This is a genomic window from Ktedonobacter robiniae, from assembly GCF_016587375.1.
GTDB classification, from domain to species: domain Bacteria; phylum Chloroflexota; class Ktedonobacteria; order Ktedonobacterales; family Ktedonobacteraceae; genus Ktedonobacter; species Ktedonobacter robiniae.
In genome coordinates, this window is sequence record NZ_BNJG01000001.1 from 3,051,884 (window position 1) to 3,072,371 (window position 20,488).

18 protein-coding genes are annotated in these 20,488 nt (G+C 53.4%); 8 read left to right on the forward strand and 10 right to left on the reverse strand.

Annotated elements, in window-relative coordinates; genetic code table 11:
* Complete coding sequence (gene murI / locus JMJ04_RS12810; RefSeq protein ID WP_201370865.1) at window positions 1-927, reverse strand: glutamate racemase; 927 nt, start codon at window positions 925-927, stop codon at window positions 1-3.
* Between the two features lie 24 nt (window positions 928-951).
* Window positions 952-2,622, reverse strand: a complete 1,671-nt coding sequence (locus JMJ04_RS12815) for an acyl-CoA mutase large subunit family protein (protein WP_201370866.1) — start codon at window positions 2,620-2,622, stop codon at window positions 952-954.
* Between the two features lie 257 nt (window positions 2,623-2,879).
* Between JMJ04_RS12815 and JMJ04_RS12820 the strand changes: the two genes are divergently transcribed.
* Window positions 2,880-3,143: a hypothetical protein gene (locus tag JMJ04_RS12820; RefSeq protein WP_201370867.1), complete on the forward strand. Its 264-nt coding sequence runs from the start codon at window positions 2,880-2,882 to the stop codon at window positions 3,141-3,143.
* Between the two features lie 79 nt (window positions 3,144-3,222).
* Here JMJ04_RS12820 and JMJ04_RS12825 read toward each other — a convergent pair whose 3' ends face one another.
* Window positions 3,223-3,801 (reverse strand): biotin/lipoyl-containing protein, encoded by a 579-nt coding sequence (locus JMJ04_RS12825; RefSeq protein WP_201370868.1) that lies wholly within the window; start codon window positions 3,799-3,801, stop codon window positions 3,223-3,225.
* A gap of 255 nt (window positions 3,802-4,056) precedes the next feature.
* Complete coding sequence (locus JMJ04_RS12830; RefSeq protein ID WP_201370869.1) at window positions 4,057-4,779, reverse strand: hypothetical protein; 723 nt, start codon at window positions 4,777-4,779, stop codon at window positions 4,057-4,059.
* Window positions 4,780-5,089: 310 nt separating this feature from the next.
* Between JMJ04_RS12830 and JMJ04_RS12835 the strand changes: the two genes are divergently transcribed.
* From JMJ04_RS12835 to groL, 3 genes are all read left to right on the forward strand, one after another.
* Complete coding sequence (locus tag JMJ04_RS12835; RefSeq protein ID WP_201370870.1) at window positions 5,090-5,359, forward strand: hypothetical protein; 270 nt, start codon at window positions 5,090-5,092, stop codon at window positions 5,357-5,359.
* A gap of 29 nt (window positions 5,360-5,388) precedes the next feature.
* Entirely contained in the window at window positions 5,389-5,679 is a 291-nt protein-coding gene (groES, locus tag JMJ04_RS12840; RefSeq protein ID WP_201370871.1) for a co-chaperone GroES, read from the forward strand.
* Between the two features lie 89 nt (window positions 5,680-5,768).
* On the forward strand, window positions 5,769-7,394 hold the full coding sequence (gene groL / locus JMJ04_RS12845; protein ID WP_201370872.1) for a chaperonin GroEL: 1,626 nt from the start codon (window positions 5,769-5,771) through the stop codon (window positions 7,392-7,394).
* 72 nt (window positions 7,395-7,466) lie between these two features.
* Here the strand turns inward: groL and JMJ04_RS12850 are convergent, their stop codons facing one another.
* From JMJ04_RS12850 to JMJ04_RS12870, 5 genes are all read right to left on the reverse strand, one after another.
* Window positions 7,467-8,408 carry a hypothetical protein gene (locus JMJ04_RS12850; protein ID WP_201370873.1) on the reverse strand — a complete coding sequence of 314 codons (942 nt, stop codon included), beginning with the start codon at window positions 8,406-8,408 and terminating at the stop codon, window positions 7,467-7,469.
* Window positions 8,409-8,425: 17 nt separating this feature from the next.
* Entirely contained in the window at window positions 8,426-8,683 is a 258-nt protein-coding gene (locus tag JMJ04_RS12855) for a hypothetical protein (RefSeq protein WP_201370874.1), read from the reverse strand.
* A gap of 189 nt (window positions 8,684-8,872) precedes the next feature.
* On the reverse strand, window positions 8,873-9,613 hold the full coding sequence (locus JMJ04_RS12860; RefSeq protein ID WP_201370875.1) for a glycosyltransferase family 2 protein: 741 nt from the start codon (window positions 9,611-9,613) through the stop codon (window positions 8,873-8,875).
* Window positions 9,614-9,718: 105 nt separating this feature from the next.
* Window positions 9,719-11,101: a DnaJ domain-containing protein gene (locus JMJ04_RS48405; RefSeq protein WP_201370876.1), complete on the reverse strand. Its 1,383-nt coding sequence runs from the start codon at window positions 11,099-11,101 to the stop codon at window positions 9,719-9,721.
* Window positions 11,102-11,130: 29 nt separating this feature from the next.
* Window positions 11,131-11,796, reverse strand: coding sequence for a DNA-3-methyladenine glycosylase family protein (locus tag JMJ04_RS12870; protein ID WP_201370877.1), 666 nt, complete (start codon window positions 11,794-11,796; stop codon window positions 11,131-11,133).
* Window positions 11,797-12,078: 282 nt separating this feature from the next.
* Between JMJ04_RS12870 and JMJ04_RS12875 the strand changes: the two genes are divergently transcribed.
* Window positions 12,079-14,238, forward strand: a complete 2,160-nt coding sequence (locus JMJ04_RS12875) for a thioredoxin domain-containing protein (RefSeq protein ID WP_201370878.1) — start codon at window positions 12,079-12,081, stop codon at window positions 14,236-14,238.
* On the opposite strand, the gene JMJ04_RS12880 is transcribed toward JMJ04_RS12875, so the two are convergent.
* The gene (locus tag JMJ04_RS12880) at window positions 14,235-14,957 is read right to left on the reverse strand and encodes a universal stress protein (RefSeq protein ID WP_201370879.1); all 723 of its coding nucleotides are present in this window, start codon (window positions 14,955-14,957) and stop codon (window positions 14,235-14,237) included. The genes JMJ04_RS12875 and JMJ04_RS12880 overlap by 4 nt on opposite strands.
* A gap of 525 nt (window positions 14,958-15,482) precedes the next feature.
* On the opposite strand from JMJ04_RS12880, the gene JMJ04_RS12885 reads away from it, so the two are divergent.
* The 3 genes from JMJ04_RS12885 (at window position 15,483) to JMJ04_RS12895 (ending at window position 20,419) form a co-directional block, all read left to right on the forward strand.
* The gene (locus JMJ04_RS12885) at window positions 15,483-16,172 is read left to right on the forward strand and encodes a hypothetical protein (RefSeq protein ID WP_201370880.1); all 690 of its coding nucleotides are present in this window, start codon (window positions 15,483-15,485) and stop codon (window positions 16,170-16,172) included.
* A 372-nt stretch (window positions 16,173-16,544) separates the two neighbouring features.
* Window positions 16,545-17,360, forward strand: coding sequence for a cupin domain-containing protein (locus JMJ04_RS12890; RefSeq protein WP_201370881.1), 816 nt, complete (start codon window positions 16,545-16,547; stop codon window positions 17,358-17,360).
* An 11-nt stretch (window positions 17,361-17,371) separates the two neighbouring features.
* Window positions 17,372-20,419, forward strand: a complete 3,048-nt coding sequence (locus JMJ04_RS12895) for a CHAT domain-containing protein (protein WP_201370882.1) — start codon at window positions 17,372-17,374, stop codon at window positions 20,417-20,419.
* Window positions 20,420-20,488: the final 69 nt, after the last annotated feature.

Sequence of the window (20,488 nt, forward strand, 5' to 3'; positions counted from 1 at the left end):
TCAAAATGAGGTCATTGAGGATTCCGTGCTAACGGGATACCCGAGTACCTGGCTGGCAGTTGTCGTAAAGGTGTGTGCGTCTCCGCTACACCAGACTTGGAGCGATCCCTGCTCAGGTGAGGCCTGATCAATGGGATGTGCGATGCCAGCCTGCTCAAGAAGAAAACGAGTGCGACGAGCGATAGCAGCACCGCTATCGATAACCTGGACGTCCGGGCCTATGACTTGCCGAATAGCTTCACGCAGGGCGGGAAAATGGGTGCAGCCCAACACCAGGACATCAATGTCGTGCTGGAGCAGGGGATGCAGAGACTGGCGTAAGACCGCCTCAACCTCTGGTCCCTGTAGCTGTCCCTTTTCAACGAGTGTAACCAGTTCGGAGCAGCCCTGAGCATAGACTTCGACGCCAGTGGCGAAATCCTCGATGAGCTGTTGCAGGTATGCGGATTTGGCTGCTTGATTGGTTGCGGCCACGCCAATACGCCCCTTCTGGGTCAGGCTGGCTGCGGGCTTGACTGCGGGCACCACGCCAACAAAGGGCACATCAGGGAACGAGAGACGGAGCGCTTCAAGAGCGGCCTGTGAGGCCGTATTACAGGCGACAACGATGAGTTTGACACCTCGCTCCAGCAAAAAACGACTGGCCTGCTTTGCCAGTTCGATAATCTCTGCTTCGCTCCGTACGCCATAGGGACAGTGTTTGGTGTCCCCATAGTAGAGAAAGTCCTCGTGCGGGAGAACCTTTCTCAGCTCAGTAAGAATGGTTAAGCCCCCAGCGCCCGAGTCATAGACGCCAATGGGAGCGTAGGGACGATGTGTATCATCGCCCCTGCTCTCATGCCTGGCCAGGGGAGAGAGCGACTCGACTCCCTCTCCCAACATCGTATGCACTTGTCCCTCATCAAAATTCGTGTTACGAATGTTCATGCTTTCCCTTGAAAAACCTCTTGTCTAAGCGTCAAAACTGCGAAATTCGTGCTGCTCACCAAAGATGTGGCGTAGCGTATCGCTGATCTCGCCCAGCGTCGCATAGGCCTCCACCGCCTCGATGATCAGCGGCATCAAGTTCTCGCTATCACGCGCCGCCGCTTCCAGCGCTTGCAGGCGCTGTTGAACTTGCTCGTTATCCCGGCGCAGGCGCAGGGCTGCGAGTTTGGCTGCCTGCCCACGCCCGATGGCCGGATCAACGCGTAGTAGTTCAGCTGGTGGCTCGTGCTGCTGGGTGAAGCGATTGACACCAACCACAATCGCCTCCTCTTGCTCAAGTGCGAGCTGATAGGTATACGCGGCCTGCTCGATCTCGGACTGCATATAGCCCAGCTCAATCGCGCGTACGCTTCCACCCAACTCGTCAATTTTCTGGATGTAGGCCCAGGCCTGCTCTTCGAGTTGGGCCGTCAGGGACTCGACAAAGTAGGAGCCTGCCAGTGGGTCCACGACATCGGCGACCCCGGTCTCATAGCCCAGGATCTGTTGTGTGCGCAGGGCCAGACGCGCCGAGTCCTCAGTGGGCAGCGAGAGGGCCTCGTCCTTGGAATTGGTATGTAGGGACTGGGTGCCTCCCAGCACGGCCGCCATGGCCTGGTATGCCGTGCGCACCACGTTATTATCAGGCTGCTGAGCCGTGAGCGTCGAGCCAGCCGTCTGCGTATGGAAGCGAAGCATAAGTGAGCGTGGGTCCTGGGCATGGAAGCGCTCACGCATAATATGCGCCCACATCTGACGTGCCGCGCGAAACTTGGCTATCTCCTCAAAGAAATTGTTATGGCAGTTAAAGAAGAATGAGAGCTGTCCCGCGAACTTATCGACGTTGAGGCCGGCATCGAGAGCGGCCTGTACATAGCTAATGGCATTAGAGAGCGTAAAGGCGATCTCCTGTGCCGCCGTCGAGCCAGCCTCACGAATATGGTAGCCACTAATACTAATCGTATTCCAGCGCGGAATATTCTCGGCACAGTATTGGAAGATATCCGTAATGATCCGCATCGAGTGCTGGGGCGGATAAATATAGGTGCCGCGCGCGATATACTCTTTGAGCACATCGTTCTGGATGGTACCCGAGATTTTGCGCAGATCGGCTCCCTGCTTCTTCGCCACTGCGATATAGAGCGCGAGCAGGATGCTAGCCGTAGCGTTAATCGTCATGGAGGTGCTGATGCGTTCCAGGGGCAGACCAGCGAGCAGGATCTCCATATCTTCCAGGCTGGAGATCGAGACACCTACCTTGCCAACCTCGCCCTCAGAGAGCGCGTGATCCGCGTCATAGCCAATCTGGGTGGGGAGATCAAAGGCCACCGAGAGGCCAGTTGTACCCTGTGAGAGTAGGTAGTGATAGCGTTTATTTGACTCCTCGGCGGTGCCAAAGCCCGCGTACTGGCGCATGGTCCAGAGGCGTGAGCGGTACATGGTGGGCTGGACGCCGCGTGTATAGGGGAACTCTCCGGGGAAACCTATCCGTTCGTGTAAGTCAAACGCTTGTACATCTTCTGCGGTATAGAGGGGTTGTACTGGTATGTGTGAACTGGTCTCAAAGCGGTCTTTGCGTTCCGCCGCTTTCTCCTGTGCTTTGCGCAGAGTGGTAGCGCGCCACTCCTCTGCACTCCGACTAACATGCTGCTGCATAGCAGTCCTCCTTATTGCATACCAATGGCATTATACCATATTGCCGAGCAGATGCCTCTGACGACAAAGGATGAGTCAGGGGATAATGGTGATGTCGAGATGCGCGGACGGATACCCGCGCACCTCGACATCACCATCTTTGGTAGTTATTTGATAGCTATTTGATAGCTATTTGAAAGTCTTTAGTCTTCGCATTTCGCCAATAGCTGGGTATACTAGTTTAGGATGTTCAGTCAGAAACGTTAGGGGCAAAGCAGATGGGTAGCGAGATAGCTCTCTTGAAAGAGCAGATCGAGCAAGAGTATGATGCGGTACATAGTGGTTTGCATGGCCTGGCAGGTGGAACCGCACGACATGTCTTTATTCATACGCGTATGCAAAACATTGAGCGCTATCATCGGCGCCTGCGTGCTCTTGTGGGGGAGAATGCCGCGGATGATGTGCTCTGTTGTGCCCATGATACAAGCCGTCTGCGCTGGGTGAGAAAATATCTACTCAATCACCCTAACCCACCACTTTGACCACCATCAGTATTGATTAGCAGCGGGCCTCTCACAGGAGAGGTCCTGCTGGTCAATACCTTTTATACGTGCTAGCTCGCTAGCTCTCCTGCTCCCCAGCGATAATGATCAGCACTTCACCCTGATCCACAGCCTGGCCCTTCTTGACACGCACCTCTTGAATGGTGCCGCTGATGGGGGCATTCAGGTCATTCTCCATTTTCATGGCTTCGAGAATCACCACCGTTTCACCCTCTTGAACCGTTGCGCCAGGCTCAATCGGGACCCCAACCACCAGACCCGGCATAGGAGCCGCAACCGAGGCCATTCCGCTGACCGCGCTGCCCTTGACCAGACTTGAGAGCAGGCGCGTACGTTCATCTTCAACCTTGATCTCAAAGCGCTGGCCTGCGATATGAATTTCGTAGGTCTCACTATCTCTCTGATCGGCCCTGGTAATGCGGCGGGCGAATATATCATAGGAGCGACCGGCGAGGATCAGGCTAAAATGACCGCCAGATCCGCCTGAGGACTGGCTCTCGTTGGCCAGTGTTGCGACCTGGCGCCAGTCGATGGGGAAGGTCGCCTCTTCCAGTTGAATACTCTGGCTGGCTCCATTGTCGCCAGTTGTGACCCGGTAGGTCTCTTTGCTTGCTTGACTAGTAGCGATATACGTCATTGTACGTTTCTACCCCTGGCTTATATAGCAAATAGCACGAGCGTAACCAAGGACCTCTTCACAAGTGAGTTGGCACGCCCATAGACGGCTTCTGGTATTCGCGTGTGGTGTGTAAGCATCCTCACGTCCTGTTATTGTACCATATTCTGTTTCCAGGCTTCCCCTGGCTAAGAAGCGGATAGATGCTATAGGAGCCTTCAAGGGGTCTGATGGTGCCGGTATCGAAGGAAGATACGCACGGGAGAGACGCACAGGCTATCTTTTTTTCGTGTGCGTGGTTAGTTCTAGTAAGGGAATGCCAGGCGCTAATGAGTAGGTATTATGGTTGGTCTGGTCACCAACGCTATTGCGCTGATTGTTACCCTTGTTGTTGAGCAGGTCGGGTAGCAAGGAATACGAGTTGTTATTGACCTGATAACCAATGGTGTTCCCCTGATTGTTGACCTGACTACCAGGAGCGTTGAGTTGCTTTCCAATAAAATTGCCTTGATTGTTGACCTGGTTCCCGCTATTGGAAGAATTGTCCTGGTTGTTGCCCAGGTTATAGCCCCCATTGCCATCATTTCCCTGGTCGTAGCCATAATAGTATGCGTTATTACTATCAAAACCATTATCATTGTTGCTGCTGTATTGATTATTCTTCTGCGTATTGACCTGGTTCTCAATAAAGCTATCTTGATTGATCACCTGGTTTCCACTGTTGCTGCTATTATCCATGTTGTTGCCCGAGTTGTAGCCCTGGTTGCCATCATTTCCCAGGTTACTGCCCCAATAATACTTGTTGTTACTATTAATACCACCATCATTTCCACTGCTGTATTGATTATTCACCTGGTAACTTTTGGAGTGTGGAAATCTGGCAGGTGTGTACCTCGAAGAGGCGAACGCGGTTGCAGGCAGACCTGCTAGAAGCAGGAGTGAAAGAATCTGGCCTATAACAATAAGGCACAAGTTCTTTTTGAGGAACGAGCGTAGCATTGCGCTCTCCTTTCTAAGGCTGTTGTTAAAAAACTCTGATAGAAGGGCTTTTGCTCCTCCGTCAAAATCCCTGCTTCCATCATTGTAGCGCTTGCCAGAACTGGCTTATTTGTATGTGCTAGTACGAAGAGTTAAGGGAGTAGTGGTGGAAATAGAACGTGTTTACCTGATTATGATCAGGTAGAAGTGGTTGAGCGCGAAAAATTTCTAACATTCCTCTAATATTTCTCCTATGCGCTTCTAACAGTTTGTATGGCATACTCGCTTGCAGAGAATTAGTAAAGAGTAGTTATGCTGAAAGAAGAGGATCATGTCAGCAGCGCGCGAAGAGCCACAGGGAGAGATGAGCAGAAGAACGCCTCATAACCGAGTGGTAAGACGTTGTGCCAATTGTGAGATTGAGATCCTCTGGTCCCCAGTCATCATGCACGGCGTGACATATTGTTGTCCCGGGTGTGCGGCGGGCGGGCCATGTAGCTGCGACTACTCACAGTATCCTTCGGTGAACATTGCCGGTGTCATCCATTATCAGAACGAGGGTGATGTTTCTGATGAGGATGGACCCGTGCAAGAGGCATAAACGTTCTGTTTGTTATAAGGAGTTGTAAAGTGGCTAAGATTCGACCTGTTGGTGATCGCGTGGTTGTAAAGCCAGCGGCAAAAGAGGAAGTAACCAGAAGCGGCATCGTTATTCCTGACACTGCCAAAGAGAAGCCCCAGGAAGGGACTGTCATCGCCGTCGGTAGCGGTCGCTTGCTTGATAATGGTGAGCGCGCGACCATCGATATCAAAGAGGGTGATCGCGTCCTGTTCGCCAAATATGGCGGCACCGAGTTCAAGCTGGAAGGTGAAGAGTACCTCGTTCTTAAAGAGAGCGACATTCTCGCCATCGTTGGTTAACGACAAGCCCCCGATTGGGAGAAATGTTGGTGCTTCAGGCACCCGATCTTACCCAGTTGCGAGATAGAAAAGGATATAGGATTAGACATATGGCAAAACAGGTAGTATTTAATGATGAGGCGCGTCGTGCCTTGAAGCGCGGTATTGATACCCTGGCCAGCGCTGTTAAGACGACCCTTGGTCCTAAGGGCCGTAACGTTGCCCTGGACAAGAAATTTGGTGCTCCTTCCGTCACGCATGATGGCGTGACCGTTGCTAAGGAGATCGAGTTGGAAGATCCCTGGGAGAATATGGGCGCGCAACTGCTCAAAGAGGCCGCGACCAGGACCAATGATATCGCGGGTGATGGCACCACCACCGCCACCGTTCTGGCTCAGGCTATCGTGACTGAGGGCCTGAAGAACCTGGCTGCGGGTGCCAATCCTATGCAGCTCAAATACGGTATCGATAAGGGGACCGAGGCCATTGTCGCCTACCTGCGTCAGCTGGCGATTCCCGTTGAGGGCAAGAAGGAGATCGCTCAGATCGCTTCGATCTCGGCCGCCGATGAGCAGATTGGTGAGCTGATCGCCGACGTGATGGACAAGGTCGGTAAAGACGGCGTTATCACGGTCGAGGAGTCTCGCGGTATCAACTTCGAGACCGAGTATGTCGAAGGTATGCAGTTCGACAAAGGCTACATCTCTCCCTACTTTGTGACCAACACCGAGAAGATGGAGACCTCCCTTGAGAACCCCTATATCCTGATTACCGACAAGAAGATCAGCGCGGTCCAGGATATTCTCCCCGTGATCGAGAAGATTGTCCAGCAGGGCCGCCGCGAGATCGTCATTATCGCGGAAGATGTTGATGGTGAGGCTCTGCCTACCCTGGTCGTCAATAAATTGCGTGGTATCCTCAATATTCTAGCTGTCAAAGCTCCTGGCTTTGGTGATCGCCGTAAAGAGATGCTCCGTGATATCGCCACCCTGACCGGTGGACAGGTGATCAGCGAGGAGATGGGTCGTCGCCTGGATAGCGCAGATCTCTCTGACCTGGGTACAGCCCGCCTGGTGACCTCCAGTAAGGATGCCACCACTATCATTGAAGGCCATGGTGATGTCTCCGAGATTCAGGGCCGCATCCAACAGATCAAGGCCCAGATTGCAGAGACCACCAGCGACTATGACCGCGAGAAGCTTCAGGAGCGCCTTGCCAAGCTCTCTGGTGGCGTTGCAGTCATTAAGGTCGGTGCTGGCACAGAGGTCGAGTTGAAGTATCGCCAGACCCGCGTGGAGGACGCGCTCTCCGCGACCCGCGCCGGTGTGGAAGAGGGTATCGTCCCTGGCGGTGGTGTGGCCCTGGTGAACGCTGTCGAGGCTCTGAACAATCTCAACCTTGAGGGCGATGCTGCGACCGGTGCTGCCATCCTGCGCCGTGCGCTCGAAGAGCCCCTGCGTCAGCTGGCTGTCAACGGCGGTAAAGATGGCTCCGTCGTGGTCGAGGGTGTGCGCCGTGCTCAAAAGGAGCAGAACAGCAACCATATCGGCTACAACGTTCTGAGCGATACCTATGTCGATATGGTCGAGGCCGGTATCATCGATCCTGCTAAGGTGACGCGCTCTGCCCTACAGAACGCGACCAGCATCGCGGCGATGATCCTGACCACTGAGGCCCTGGTTACCGATATTCCTGAGAAGGAAAAAGCGGCCGCTCCCGCTATGCCCGAGTACTAGTCGTTCAGGTAGCGACAGACAGAAGCGCGGTAGTTCAGTACTGGACTGCCGCGCTTTGCTTTGTGCTGTGTCTCATGAGAGGAAATGCATTGAGTCGAGCATGTGCTGAAGATATTTCGTCAATGCTTCTTGATAGATATCCTGGGGCGTGTACATCTGAATATTGTAGTAGGTCTGCTTATAGCGCACGGTAAGTGAGTTCACATGGACAACGTTGCCGCTGGTAAGTGTGACCAGTCCTTCTTTCTGCTGCCAGACCTGATTGGCGATCTGCGGTTGAGCCGTGAGCGTCTGGGTAGGTTGGACCTGAGCCACGCTCTGGTTGCTGCTCAGAGCGCTCAGGACCTCTTGATTTAAGTCATCGGGGCCGCGAAGCGTTCTGGTGGTTTTCTCACTGTAGTGCACGACGGCAAACTGAACGCCCTGATCTTGTGACGAGAGCGTGACCGTGGTTCGGACATCGCTTTTATCGGGCGCGTTGAGCGTCCAGCCCGTGGGATATTGAAAGGAGAGGTTGAGGTCTGGATCACTCTCTAGCATATAGGCTGTTGCGGTAGGGTGCGGGGTGCGCTGGTCGGTTGTTAGCTGAGGAGCTGGCGTGGTCGTATGGGTATCTGAGGCGACTATGTCGAGCGCACGTGTCGTGTGAAGTGGCATGGGTCGAGCATGCTCTCCTCCCAGGCGTAGAAGGCCATAGGTGATGCCCGCTCCCACAAGTGGTGGGAGCAGTAGCAGCAGTCCCAGGAGGAGAACGCTGGGCAGCGCTCTCTCTGCACGGACATGCCTTTTTCTGCCTGGTGTGAGTGGTACCACGCGTGTCGCGGGTGCATTCACTAGTGTCAAGCTGGCGGGAATGGTTGTAGGCCACGCGGGGGTGCCCATGGGGAGATAGGAATAGGTCTGTGTGGATCGAGGGGAAGTGGATATGACTTCGGCATTCGCGCCGCAGACGCTACACTTCCCATTTCCACCCCTCGCCTCCGCCTGATCGGCTGCGCAATGCGTACATTTCATAGAGTTTTTCCCTTGGTTTATTCGCCTGTCGGAAGAAGCGTGCAATCGAAGCGTACGACGCCACTTCGCCTGTCGGTAACAACTTTTTGGACCTGGAGCTGAATTGGCTCACCTATATTGACGTCCACATCATCGACATCGAGCACGCGGCATTCAAAGCGGCGCTCTGGATTGGTCTCATCTGCCAGTACACAGCGTACGTAACGATGCTCTTCACCCTGGATGGTGGTTTTTTGTCCTGTTTCTTTGACCACTAAGATGCCTGCACGAATCATAGTGTCTGCTCCTTTGGGCAGTTTTTGCCCCGAAAATAGTGTCTGTGTTGGATTATTGGCCGAGAGCGCCGCGTTTGTCAACCTTTTGTGAGGACATCGGAGAAACTATATATGTGAGTTTGCTGCCTGGATAAGAGCGAAGAGGCCTGTGGACATGCGCCACAGGCCTCTTCTTTTTAGTCTTCATTTTTATTTTGCGGCTACTGTCTCTTCACGCGCAGCCACAACGGGAACCTGGAAGGGCTTGCCGAAGCGGCGGCGCAGCAGCATGGCCAGAGCTGGCCAACCATCTTTCCAGGGGGCAAGTTTTTTGTCCTGGCGCGGGTAGTAACTGATCGGTACCTCAAGGATGGTGTAGCCAGCCTGGAGGAGGCAGGAGGTAATTTCGGGCTCGATTTCGAAGCGGCGACCTTCCATCGGCAGTGCTTTGGCAACCTCGCATGGAAGCATTTTGTAGCAGGTCTCCATATCGTGAATGCGACTGCCAAAAAGGATGTTGGTCATTGTGGTCAGGAAGCGATTTCCCCAGCGCGTGGTAAACTTCTGTTCCGCGAGGTTGCGATAACCGTAGACCGCGATGTGGTTTAAGCCCTGGGCCTTTCCCTCTTCCCATTTACGGACGAGTGCTGGCAGATCCTGAGGATCATATTCCATGTCTGCGTCCTGGATGGTGATCATATCACCAGTAACCAGGGCAAAGCCCGTGCGTAGACCGACGCCTTTCCCTTGATTATGCTCATGGCGCACATAACGGTAGGCATTGAATGGGGCTTGTTGGCGCATTTCTTGAAGAATCTCCCAGGTGCGGTCGGTTGATGCGTCGTCTACCACCACAACCTCCATGTCGAGATCTACTTCAGACAGTTTGGTGAGCATGGTCAATACAGTTTTCTCTTCGTTATAAACTGGTACAATCACCGAAAGACGCATAAGATAATGCCTCGCTTCTCCTCTTAATGACGGGTAAATATATTTAGAATGACCTTCTTATAAAGACGGATGACTCAAAGGATAGCAACGCTATAGATAAAAAGGCTATAGATTCCATACATGAAGAGTACCATCAGTTAATGCCACCAGCAAGTAGCGTTCAGTATAGTCGAGGGCGCTGATTTGCCAGGGATGATACAACTTTTGTATGAGTTGTCCTGTCGCGATGGACCAGATATCAACGACACCCTCATTGATCTCGCTGTCCTCGCGCGCGACGGCGACAAACTGGCAATCGGGAGAGAAGGCCACGCGGGCGCTACTGCCCATGGCCCCTGTCCCTAGCTCGCTATAGGTCCCACTCACAGTGTCACAGATTCGTAATTGCTTTCCTTGATAGGTAAAGGCAACGAGACGAGCATCCAGACTGGCGGCATAGGGCGGTGTGCATTCTTCGCACTGCCCAAGTTCCAACGAGTTGAGAATCTGGGGCCGCATACCCTTGAAGCGTGTCTGTGTAGTAAGGTCCCAGCGGCGTGCTATTACAACTTGCTGGGGATTGCCTGTGACCTGGGCGCAGGAGAGAGTGAGCAGGTGGCGTGCATCATAGGAGAGAGCACGCAGGCGGATGGCCCAGAAACTGCGATGCTCGATGTTCTCCTCCAGGCAGACCACTGGCGGACGCGGGGTCTCATCGCCCATAAGATGGCTCTCGATGTCGCTACCACGAACGCCCCAGGAGCGGGGGGCCTTGATATCACTGGGAAGTAGGGGAAGGGCTGTATGCACCAGGCGTTTTCCATCCGGTTCGACCCGCAGGGTTGTGTCTACAGAGTAGGGCGCTGAGACGGCGCGCTGTTGCAAGGAAGAACTCCAGATGCGTTGTCCACTTAAGGTATCCCAAACATGGAGGGAGAGGCGTCCCCACCCTGCTAACAGTGATCCGGCCTCCGAAAACCTGAGTTCGCGCAGCGACTCGATTGTCAATGCTGGATCAGCCTCAAACTGGATAATCTGTGGCTGAAGCGCCTGCTGCACGACCTGCCAGATACTTCCTTTGCCATCGAAGGAGCCACCCGCGATGAGTAAGCCGTGCGTGGTTTGTCTCCCCTTTACAGCTGAGACCACACCCATAGAGCTACGAATCGAGAGTTCAGCATGAAAAGGTCCCCTGGTGCTAAAGATATTGAGTCCATCAAACTCTGGTTCGATAGGGTGTTCAAAGCGTCGGGGGCGCGAGCGTGGATGTGTCGCGCCATTACGCAAATCAATGACGCCCCCAATGACGATATCATAGCTGTGACGTTGCTCCTCATCACTCAGGACGGCATAGGCGCGGTTAATGCGCTTCATCTGAAGCGCCGCCTCTGGCCCGGCCAGGTCGGGATGATAGCGGCGAGCAAGCTGACGGTATGCACGTTTGATGGTCTCATTGTCGGCGTTGAGTGGTACGCCGAGCGTGGCGTAATAGTTCTCAGGTGTATCCATGCGCTATCTCTATACTATCTACCAATCTATCAAATCGAAACGATACGGGTGCGCGGTCGATATTTGCCGTTCTGGCGCTCTTTCCAGGCCCAGAGATACCAGGTCGCGAAGGTCCGGTAGGGACGCCAGAGTTCACCGCGCGCGCTCATATCACGTGGTTTTGGGCGTTCAGGTAACGCGTAGACGCGGCGTACCGCCTCGAAAAAGCCCAGGTCGTCAGTCGGCAGTACGTCAGGCCTTCCTAGGGTGAAAATAAGTACCATTTCGGCTGTCCACCTGCCAATCCCTTTGACCGCGCACAACTGGCGGATAATCTCTTCATCGTCCAGTGTCACCAGGGGGTCGAGGTCAAGGCTCCCATTGGTGATATGCTCAAGCAAGTTGTGGATGTAGCGTATCTTGATATGCGAGAGTCCCACGTGGCGCAGATCCTCATAGGTGAGGGTGATCAAGGTTTCGCGTTCGATACGTCCGCCAGGTACCAGCGCACGCAGGCGCGCCATGAAGGTATTGGCGGCTGCAACGGAGATCTGCTGGGAGATAATCGCATCGATCAGGGCTTCAAAAACGTTGGGATCAGGCTGGAGCGTGCAGGGGCCAACCCATTGAATAGTTTGAGCCAGGACAGGATCGACGCGGGTAAGATATGCTGTTGCCTCAAGAACGAGATCGCTAAATGGTTTTTGTGTGATCATAGCAGCCTGTTACATCTCATGAACCTCGATATTTCTACTTGTTCATTGTACGACAGAAAATCAGTTCTGACCACATCACATCCCCCCTCTTCGCGCCTGTGGCGCTCAGGGGTAATGGGTGTCTGACAGCGGGCTGTCAGACACCCATTACCCGAAGGCGAGCTCGCGAGCTGAGATAAGGACGAATGTCGTACAATGAACGGGATGAGGAGAGGCACAAAGAGAGCACAGCCGTAAAAAGTAGGATGAACATCGTTTAGCAGCAGAAGAGAGGTAGCGCAGATGAGCGAAACACCGCGTTCGCCGCAGGGCGAGCAGCAACATAGAGAGCCACAGCATACGAATCGCCTGGCCCATGAGACCAGTCCGTATCTCTTGCAGCACGCGCACAATCCTGTGGATTGGTATCCCTGGGGGGAAGAGGCCTTGCAGAAGGCGCGCCAGGAGGACAGGCCAATTCTCTTAAGTGTGGGGTATTCAGCCTGCCACTGGTGCCACGTCATGGAGCGCGAGTCCTTTGAGAATCCCGCGATTGCGGCGCTGATGAACCAGCATTTTGTCTCAATCAAGGTCGACCGAGAAGAGCGTCCAGATATCGATAACATCTATATGCAGGCGGTCCAGGCTATGACACAGCAGGGCGGCTGGCCGATGACCGTCTTCCTGACTCCCGATGGGCGTCCATTCTATGGCGGCACCTACTTCCCGCCAGATGACCGCCATTATGGGCAGCATGTGATGCCTGGCTTTCGGCGGGTTCTGCTTAGCCTGGCACAGCTCTATGCCCAGGAGCGCGAGAAGATTGAGGAGCAGGCCGATGAACTGGCGCAATTCTTACGCCAGCGTGAGGGCATGCCCCTACGCCGCCGGGAGAATGCCACGCAGGGCTTACCTCAGCTCGACCTGCTAGCGGTGGCCAGCCAGGCCCTGGCCAATGATTTTGATGCCCAGCATGGTGGCTTTGGTGGCGCCCCCAAGTTCCCCCATTCGATGGCCTTGGAGTTTCTCTTGCGTGTGTACCTGCATCGCAGCAAGCAGGTACTGAGCCCAGGTCAGCTGTCTGGAAATCTGACTGAATTGGGAATGGTCGAGAGCTCGCTGGAGCACATGGCAAAGGGCGGTATGTACGATCAACTGGGGGGTGGTTTCCATCGCTACTCGGTCGACGCGGAGTGGCTGGTACCTCATTTTGAGAAGATGCTCTATGATAATGCCCTCCTGAGCCGCGCCTACCTGGCGGCCTACCTGGTCACGGGCAAGCCCTTCTATCGCCGTATTGTTGAAGAGACGTTGGACTATGTCGCGCGCGAGATGGTCTCGCCAGAAGGCGGCTTCTATTCCACTCAGGACGCCGACAGCGAAGGCGTGGAAGGGAAGTTCTTTCTCTGGCAGCCCGCTGAAGTCGAGGCGCTATTGAACGCCCCAGATGCCGCGATCTTCATGCGCTACTACGACATCAGCGCCCGTGGTAATTTTGAGGGCAAAAATATTCTCCATATCAACGTCGAGGTGGAGCAATTAGCCAAAGAGCTGACACTGAGCGTGGCCGAGGTGGAGCAGATCGTGAAATCTGGGCGTGAGCAGCTCTTCAAGGCACGTGAGCTACGGGTGAAACCTGGTCGCGATGAGAAGATTCTGACCTCGTGGAACGGGTTGATGCTGCGTAGCTTTGCTGAGGCGGCACGCCACCTGGGACGCGGTGACTACTTGCAGATTGCGATCAATAATGCCAATTTTCTGCTGCGCTCGCTACGCCAGGATGGGCGCTTGCTACGCACCTATAAAGATGGGCGTGCGCGCTTGAAAGGCTATCTCGAAGACTACGCCTTCCTGGCTGATGGCCTGCTCGCGCTCTACCAGGCCAGCTTTGATCCGCGCTGGTTTGTCGAGGCGCGGACGTTGATGGACCAGGCGCTTGCGCTCTTTGCCGATGAGCAGAATGGAGGCTTCTTTGACACGGGGAGCGATCACGAAGAGCTGGTGACGCGCCCCAAGGACATTATGGATAATGCCACGCCCTCCGGGAATAGTGTCGCCGCCGATGTCCTCCTGTGCCTGGCGGCGCTCAGTGGCGAAGATGCCTATCGTGAGCGCGCTGAAGCCTATCTCCAGTCGCTTGCGGACGTCATGGTACAACACCCGCAGTTCTTTGGCCAGGCCCTGGGGGCGCTCGATTTCTCGCTCACTAGGGCCCGCGAAATCGCCCTATTGGGGAGTCCTGAGGCGGCGGATACGCAGGCGCTACTGAACGTAGTGAACACGCGCTACCTGCCTAATAGCGTTCTGGCCTGTGCACGCCCCGATGACGAGGAGGCCATACGCGCCGTTCCATTATTAGCCGAACGCACGATGCAAGAGGGGAAGGCCACGGCCTATGTCTGCCAGAATTTCGCCTGCCAGGCACCCGTCACCACGCCTGAGGCTCTCGAACAACTTCTCTAATCATTCACATAGCGTAGCTCGCCTTTGATCTCATGGCGACAAAGAAGCCCACCGGTGGCGAGATCTTCCAGGGCGCGGGAGGCCGCTTTGACCTCCTGGCGCCCGATTTTACTTTTTCCTGGGGGCGCAAAGCGCCGGGCGGCCTGCTCGGGGGTGAAGACGCTCAGAGAAGAGGGATGTTCGTCCAGGTAGCCTTTGATGGCCTCCATATACCAGGAGGATAGGTCGCTGGCTTTGGCAGGTGGAGGCAGAACCGCGATATACACGGGACAGGAGGCCAGTTGTAAGATGCGCTGTGAAGTGCTCCCTAGCAGGAAGCGGCGGATTTTATGCTTGAGCGCATCTTCATGGCGCCCAACGACGATAAAACTGGCGCGTAGCTCGCGGGCCGCTCGCGTAATTTCATCAGCCGGCAGTCCTTCACGGACCACTCCCTCCGTACGTTCCATGCTGATGCCCTGTTGGGCCAGTAAGAGACGTGCTTTATAGAGGACGGCCTGGGCATGTTCGCGTTGAGCAGTAGTCGCTGTCCCTGGAAAGACCTGCCCCACATACATACCCGGTTGTGCTGGAACGACCTGGGTAAGCGGGATCACGTGGAGAAGGAGAAGGCGGACAGTAGGAGCCGACTGCTCTAAGAACGCACTGATCGAAGTGAGCGCGTGCAGAGTTGTAGGAGAGAGATCAGTATCAATGGCAAGTACAATACATGAATTCATTTTGTTTCGCACAAGCCTCCACTAAAGGATGTGAAGTATCTGACTCTCTTTTGGTTAGCTAAACCATTGTAAGAAGCACGCTTTATGAGTACTCTTATAAGTACAGTATACCTGTTTTCCAGTGTTGTGACAAGAAAAATAAAGAAAGAGATTAGATGCTCTTACCAGGACGCCAACGTAATCGAGGATGGGAGACAAGTCGAAGCTTCTTGACTTTTGCATAGTAATTCTCTAATCTAAGGATATTCTTTTTGTAACTGTCCCGCCGTAAAAATGGTTATAATAAAAGGTAATCCTTTTGGTTTATAAAAAAATTATGACTTTAATATTGAGATAAAAGCAGGTTAAATATTTAATGGTAGTTTTGCCATAGAGGCAGGAAGTCGCAGTGTGGGAGATGCGTCAGGTTCGTGTGACAATCGAAGCGCATAAAGCAGAGGTATAAGACGAAAACGGTGATATGCAGGTTACAGTAACTTCAGCCCACGCTGAAGAGGAAGTTAGGAAAGCGTGATGGGGATTAAGATGGAGAAACCACCTGTAGAAATGACCCTGGCGGAGCTTGTAACATGTTGTAACCAGGAGATGGCCCGCTATCGGCGTAAGGAGCCAAGCAACGACCAGTACAGCTTAGAAATTCTGCGGCGGGCCGTGGTAAACCAGGATGAGCAGGCCTGGCTGGTCTTGCAGCGCCTGTTTAGCGATAATATTCGCCTCTGGATGGGACGGCATCCCAATCGTGAAGCCGCGCTGCGGCACGAAAGCGAGCAGAGTTATATTGATGATACCTTTCGGCGTTTCTGGCAGGCGGTCAGCGATCAGAAGCTGCGCTTTTCGACCCTGGGTGGTGCGTTAAGCTATTTGCACCTGTGCCTCAACTGTGCCATTATGGATACGCTGCGGGCCTTTTCGCGCTCTCATATCGAGCCTCTACCAGATTATGGCCAGGGAGGGCATGAGGAGCCATTTGTAGAAGATCGTTATCACGAAAATGAGCTCTGGGAGATTATCAAAACCATCCTGCCCGGCGAAAAAGAGCAGCGTGTCGCCTATCTACACTTTCATTGTAACTTAAAGCCGCGTGAGATCATCCATTATTGTCCTGGTGAGTTCAGCGGTGAAGACGAAATTTATCGCCTGAAGCGCAATATCATGGAGCGTATTCTGCGCAACTCAGACAAAATTCGCTGGCGCATGAGCTACAACGAGCGCTAGCAGGTGTGGCGTGCCAGTCGCCCGCTACTGGCGTACGCGGCTACTGCTGGTACACCCCAAAACTTCCCCTTTGCTTGGTGAACTAAGGCGTACGCGACTAGGGGAGGTGCAGGAGGGTCTCCCTCCTGCAGGGGTGTGGGGTTTCCCCACAAAAATTTCCCCTTTTTATCCCCAGGGGAAGGAGATAGAAAAAGGAGGCGCTAAAAATGGCATATGGAACGTTTACAAAGCGATAACAGTTTGAGAAGGCAAGCAGAAAATAAAATAGATGTGGGTTTTTGCCATTCCCACATGTATGTGTCACCATACATAGCAAGAAAGGAGACGTGCTTGCTTCTATGTCAGGGATGATAAGGAGGAAGTACGATCTTAATGATGAAAAATTGTTCGCATATTATGGCTCCAGAAGATGATGCATTGCTTAGCCTGGCGTTAGATGATGTCCCTCTCTCGACAGAGGCGGCATGTCATCTCGCCGGATGCGTGCAGTGTCGAGAGCGGTTGGAGCGTTATAGACAGACAAACAATTTTCTTCTTAATTCTCTGTACCGTAGTCAGTGTCCCGATGCTACAACCTTAAATCTCTTTTGTGCTCATTATCTCTCCCCTGACGAAGTCATGACCATAAGTGAGCATCTAGCGTTCTGCCCTTTGTGTGCACAAGACGTACGCGAGATTCGCCGGGTGTTGCAGTCCTTCGAAGCCTTTCCCAATGAGAGTAGTCAGCCTCTTAGCGTATTGCGCCGGGCGGCGGAGCGCATAGTCGCCACGCTTGTGCCCTGGCAGCCCCAACTGGTGACGCGTGGAGAGGTTGCTGAGACGCCCTGGCCACGCCAGTATCGTGCAGGCACACTCAATATCTCGCTTCACCTCTCACGCGCCAGCAATGGCGATCTAATGATGCTCGGGCTTTTCTCCTGCGCCGATCCCGATGAGAGCATAGAAGCATTCGAAGGAGTCGATGCACACCTCTATCCTATCCTCAATCACTTGCAAGAGCCTGGCGACGTACAACCGGAAATTATGCTTAGCACTAGCTGGGAAAAAGAGCCTCCGCTTATATCCACAAAAATCGATGATCTGGGCAATATTGTCTTTAAACCTGTTCCGGTGGGAAACTATACACTGGTCGTGCAGTTACCGGAGAATGAAGTCGTCATCGAGGGATTGAAGATCGAACGCAGCTAATGGGGTCGCACATGGTACAAGGATCCATGGACCTGGAGCCATTCCTACAGCGCTTGCAAGCATTGGATCTCGACGCAGGGAAGCGTTTTCTCCAGGAACACAGCGCTGAACTGGGAGAGCCTGCTATCTTTGGATCTCGCCTGCGCGAAGCATCGCTCAAGCTTCTGCATGCCCAGCCCGCGCTTGCTCTCAAACTCGCCGATCTCTTGATATTTTATGGTCAGCATACAGGCCATACCGCCTCATATGCCATGGGAATGACCGCCCGTGGTGGCGTACTGGCTAATCAAGGATATAACCAAGCCGCGCTGAAATGCCTGGATGAGGGGGGAGACGTATTTCAAACGCTGGATGATGAATTGAACTGGGCTAGGAGCCGCATTGTCTGGATTGTCTCTTGTGCCTGGTTAGGGGATATTGAGCAGGCTTTGCAAGTTGCTACGCGCGCACGTGAGACTTTTATGAGCGTGGATGAATATTATTGGGCTTGCGCCATTGATATTAATACGGCCATTATTTGTAAGTATGCTGGGCGGTACCAGCAGGCCCTGGACCTCTATGATCGTGTGTTATCCACATATCCGCTCTTGAAGGAATTTGATGAAAGCTATCTCCAGCGTTCGATCGCGATTGCGGAACACAACAAAGCCACAAATCTCGCCTTGATCGGTGCCTTTGAGGAGTCATCAAGCTTGCTGAGAAGGTCCCAGCAAAGCTTTCAGGATCTCGGAGATATTATTTCAGTTGTTTCAAGCGAAATGAATATCGCCAAAAATGCCTTTGTACAAGGGTACTATGGTTCAGCATTGAGGCATTATTATGATGCCCGTAATATCTACATACAGCACGAAATTGATAACCCCCAGATTCTGGCGCGTATGCTGCTGCAAATGGCGATGTGCTTTTTGCAGTTGAATCGCGTGAGCGATGCCTGTCAGATAGGGGCGCAAGCGATCGAGGTAACGGAAAAGTTAGAGAGCCTGGCCGATCGGATCGAGAGTTTACATGACTATGCCAAGACTCTTATCGCCTCAGGTAACTTACAGGAGGCTCTAGAGCCTCTCGGAGAAGCCGAAACCATTTCGCAAGGCTATGATTATCTGACTGTTATGACACAATTGCGCCGCGCGGAAATCTATAATAGGCAACAAGTCTATGGCAAGGCGTATGAACTGGCCGCCCACGTTAGCACATACTATAATGCTCAAGGCTTACTTGCACTGCTGATGCAGGCGCAGCTCGTCATGGTTGAGGCTGCAATTGGCCTGATTCAGACAGTCCAGGAAGAGACCTATCAGGTTAATCTGACACAGACGCAGGGTCTATGCCGACAACTGGTCAAAAATGCTACGTGTGCCAACCTACAGGATAGTGTGTATCGAGGCCAACATCTCCTTGGGCGTATGGCTATGCTACAAGGGGATACGCAGCACGCCAACAGGTTCTTCCTGTGTGCTATTGGACGAATTGAGCATCTCTTGAGCGACCTGGTGTATGATCTTTCGCCCACCTTTCTGCGAACGGCCTGGGATGTATATGAGGATATGATTGCCCTGCAACTTCAGAACGACCATGCTGAACTGGCTTTGCATTACCTGGAACGTGCGCGCTCAATTGCCTTGCGCCAGTATTTACGAGCCGCGCAGGGAAAGCCAATGCTTGCGGCGCCAGGTGCTTGTGAGGAAGATGATGTCAGGGAGCTTGATGATGTGAGGCGAGCGAAAGGTGCTTCGCTCTTACAATGCGAGTATGAGCTCTCGCTCTGGCAGAAAAAGTATCACGAGTATAGTGCCTTGCTGGCGACGCGAGACGAAGACCTGGTGGTCGCGATCAATCGCGAGGAGGTCGAAGCCACTATAAAGCAGTGCGAAGTAAAGATCGCCGAGCTCTTCGAATGGCTACATTTGTTGCGTACCGATGGCGCTCTGGCTCCGTCTGTCACGGGGTATCGCAAGCGTGTGCGTACGCCCTCAGGTCTGAATGTGCAGCAGTTGCAACAGGCATTACAGCCAGGTCAGACGCTGCTGACGTATTATATTTTTCAAGACATGCTGGTTATTTTTGTCATTAGCGCGCAGGGCTATTTTGTTTGCAAGCAGCCGGGTATAATCCCGCAACTGGAACAGTATTTATTGCTTCTACATGCTCATTTGCAGCCAGGTGGCTGGCCAGATGCCCTGCATCCTCCACAGCAGATCATTCGCGGTTTGCTGAAGAAATTGCACCGCCTGCTCATTGCTCCCGTGGCGGAGTACCTCGCTGACATAAACAAACTGTTAACAATTGTACCTTATGGCGTTCTGCATCAACTCCCCTTCCATGCTCTCTATGATGGTTCGCGTTTTTTAATCGAGGATTTCCAAGTCAATTATTTGCCCGCGAGCAACTTGTTGTTAGACTTCCAGAATGTGCGGCAATTGAACGCGCATGACATCTCTACAGCCCTGGTAATGGGATGTTCTGGTCATAGCAATCTCCCTTCGGCTCTGGAGGAGGCCAGGTCGATTGCTGAACTGCTCCATGGAACATGCCAGCTTGAAGAAGAGGCTACCATTGAACACCTGCAAACCGGGACACGGGGCTGCCCCCTTATTCACCTGGCGACGCATGGTCATAGTCGCCTGGATGCTCCAAACTTCTCTTCCATTGTATTGGCGGATGGCTATCTCAATGCCATTGATGCCTTCTCGCTGAACCTGCAAGGCTGTGAACTGGTGACCCTGAGTGGGTGCGAGACCGGTCTGGCGCTGAGTGGTGGTGGGGATGAGCAACTGGGATTAGGCCGAGCCTTTTTAGCCGCGGGAGCACGTTCGCTGGTGATGAGTATCTGGCCGGTTGAAGACGCCTCGACCAGCTTCTTAATGCAGGCGTTCTATCAACATTTACTTCGGGGAGAGAGCAAGGTGGAGGCGCTACGCCTCGCGCAACAAGCTATGCTCAAACATGCAGACGCGCGCTATAACCATCCTTACTTTTGGGCCGCCTTTCGCCTGGTTGGAGATGTACAGCCTTTCAGCCAGCAGGTAATCAAGAAGTTGCGCGGAGAAATAAATACTTGAGCCTAAAAAGAGGTAGTTGTGGCGTTTAGCTAATAGATAGAAACATATATGATGTGGTATTTGTAGACC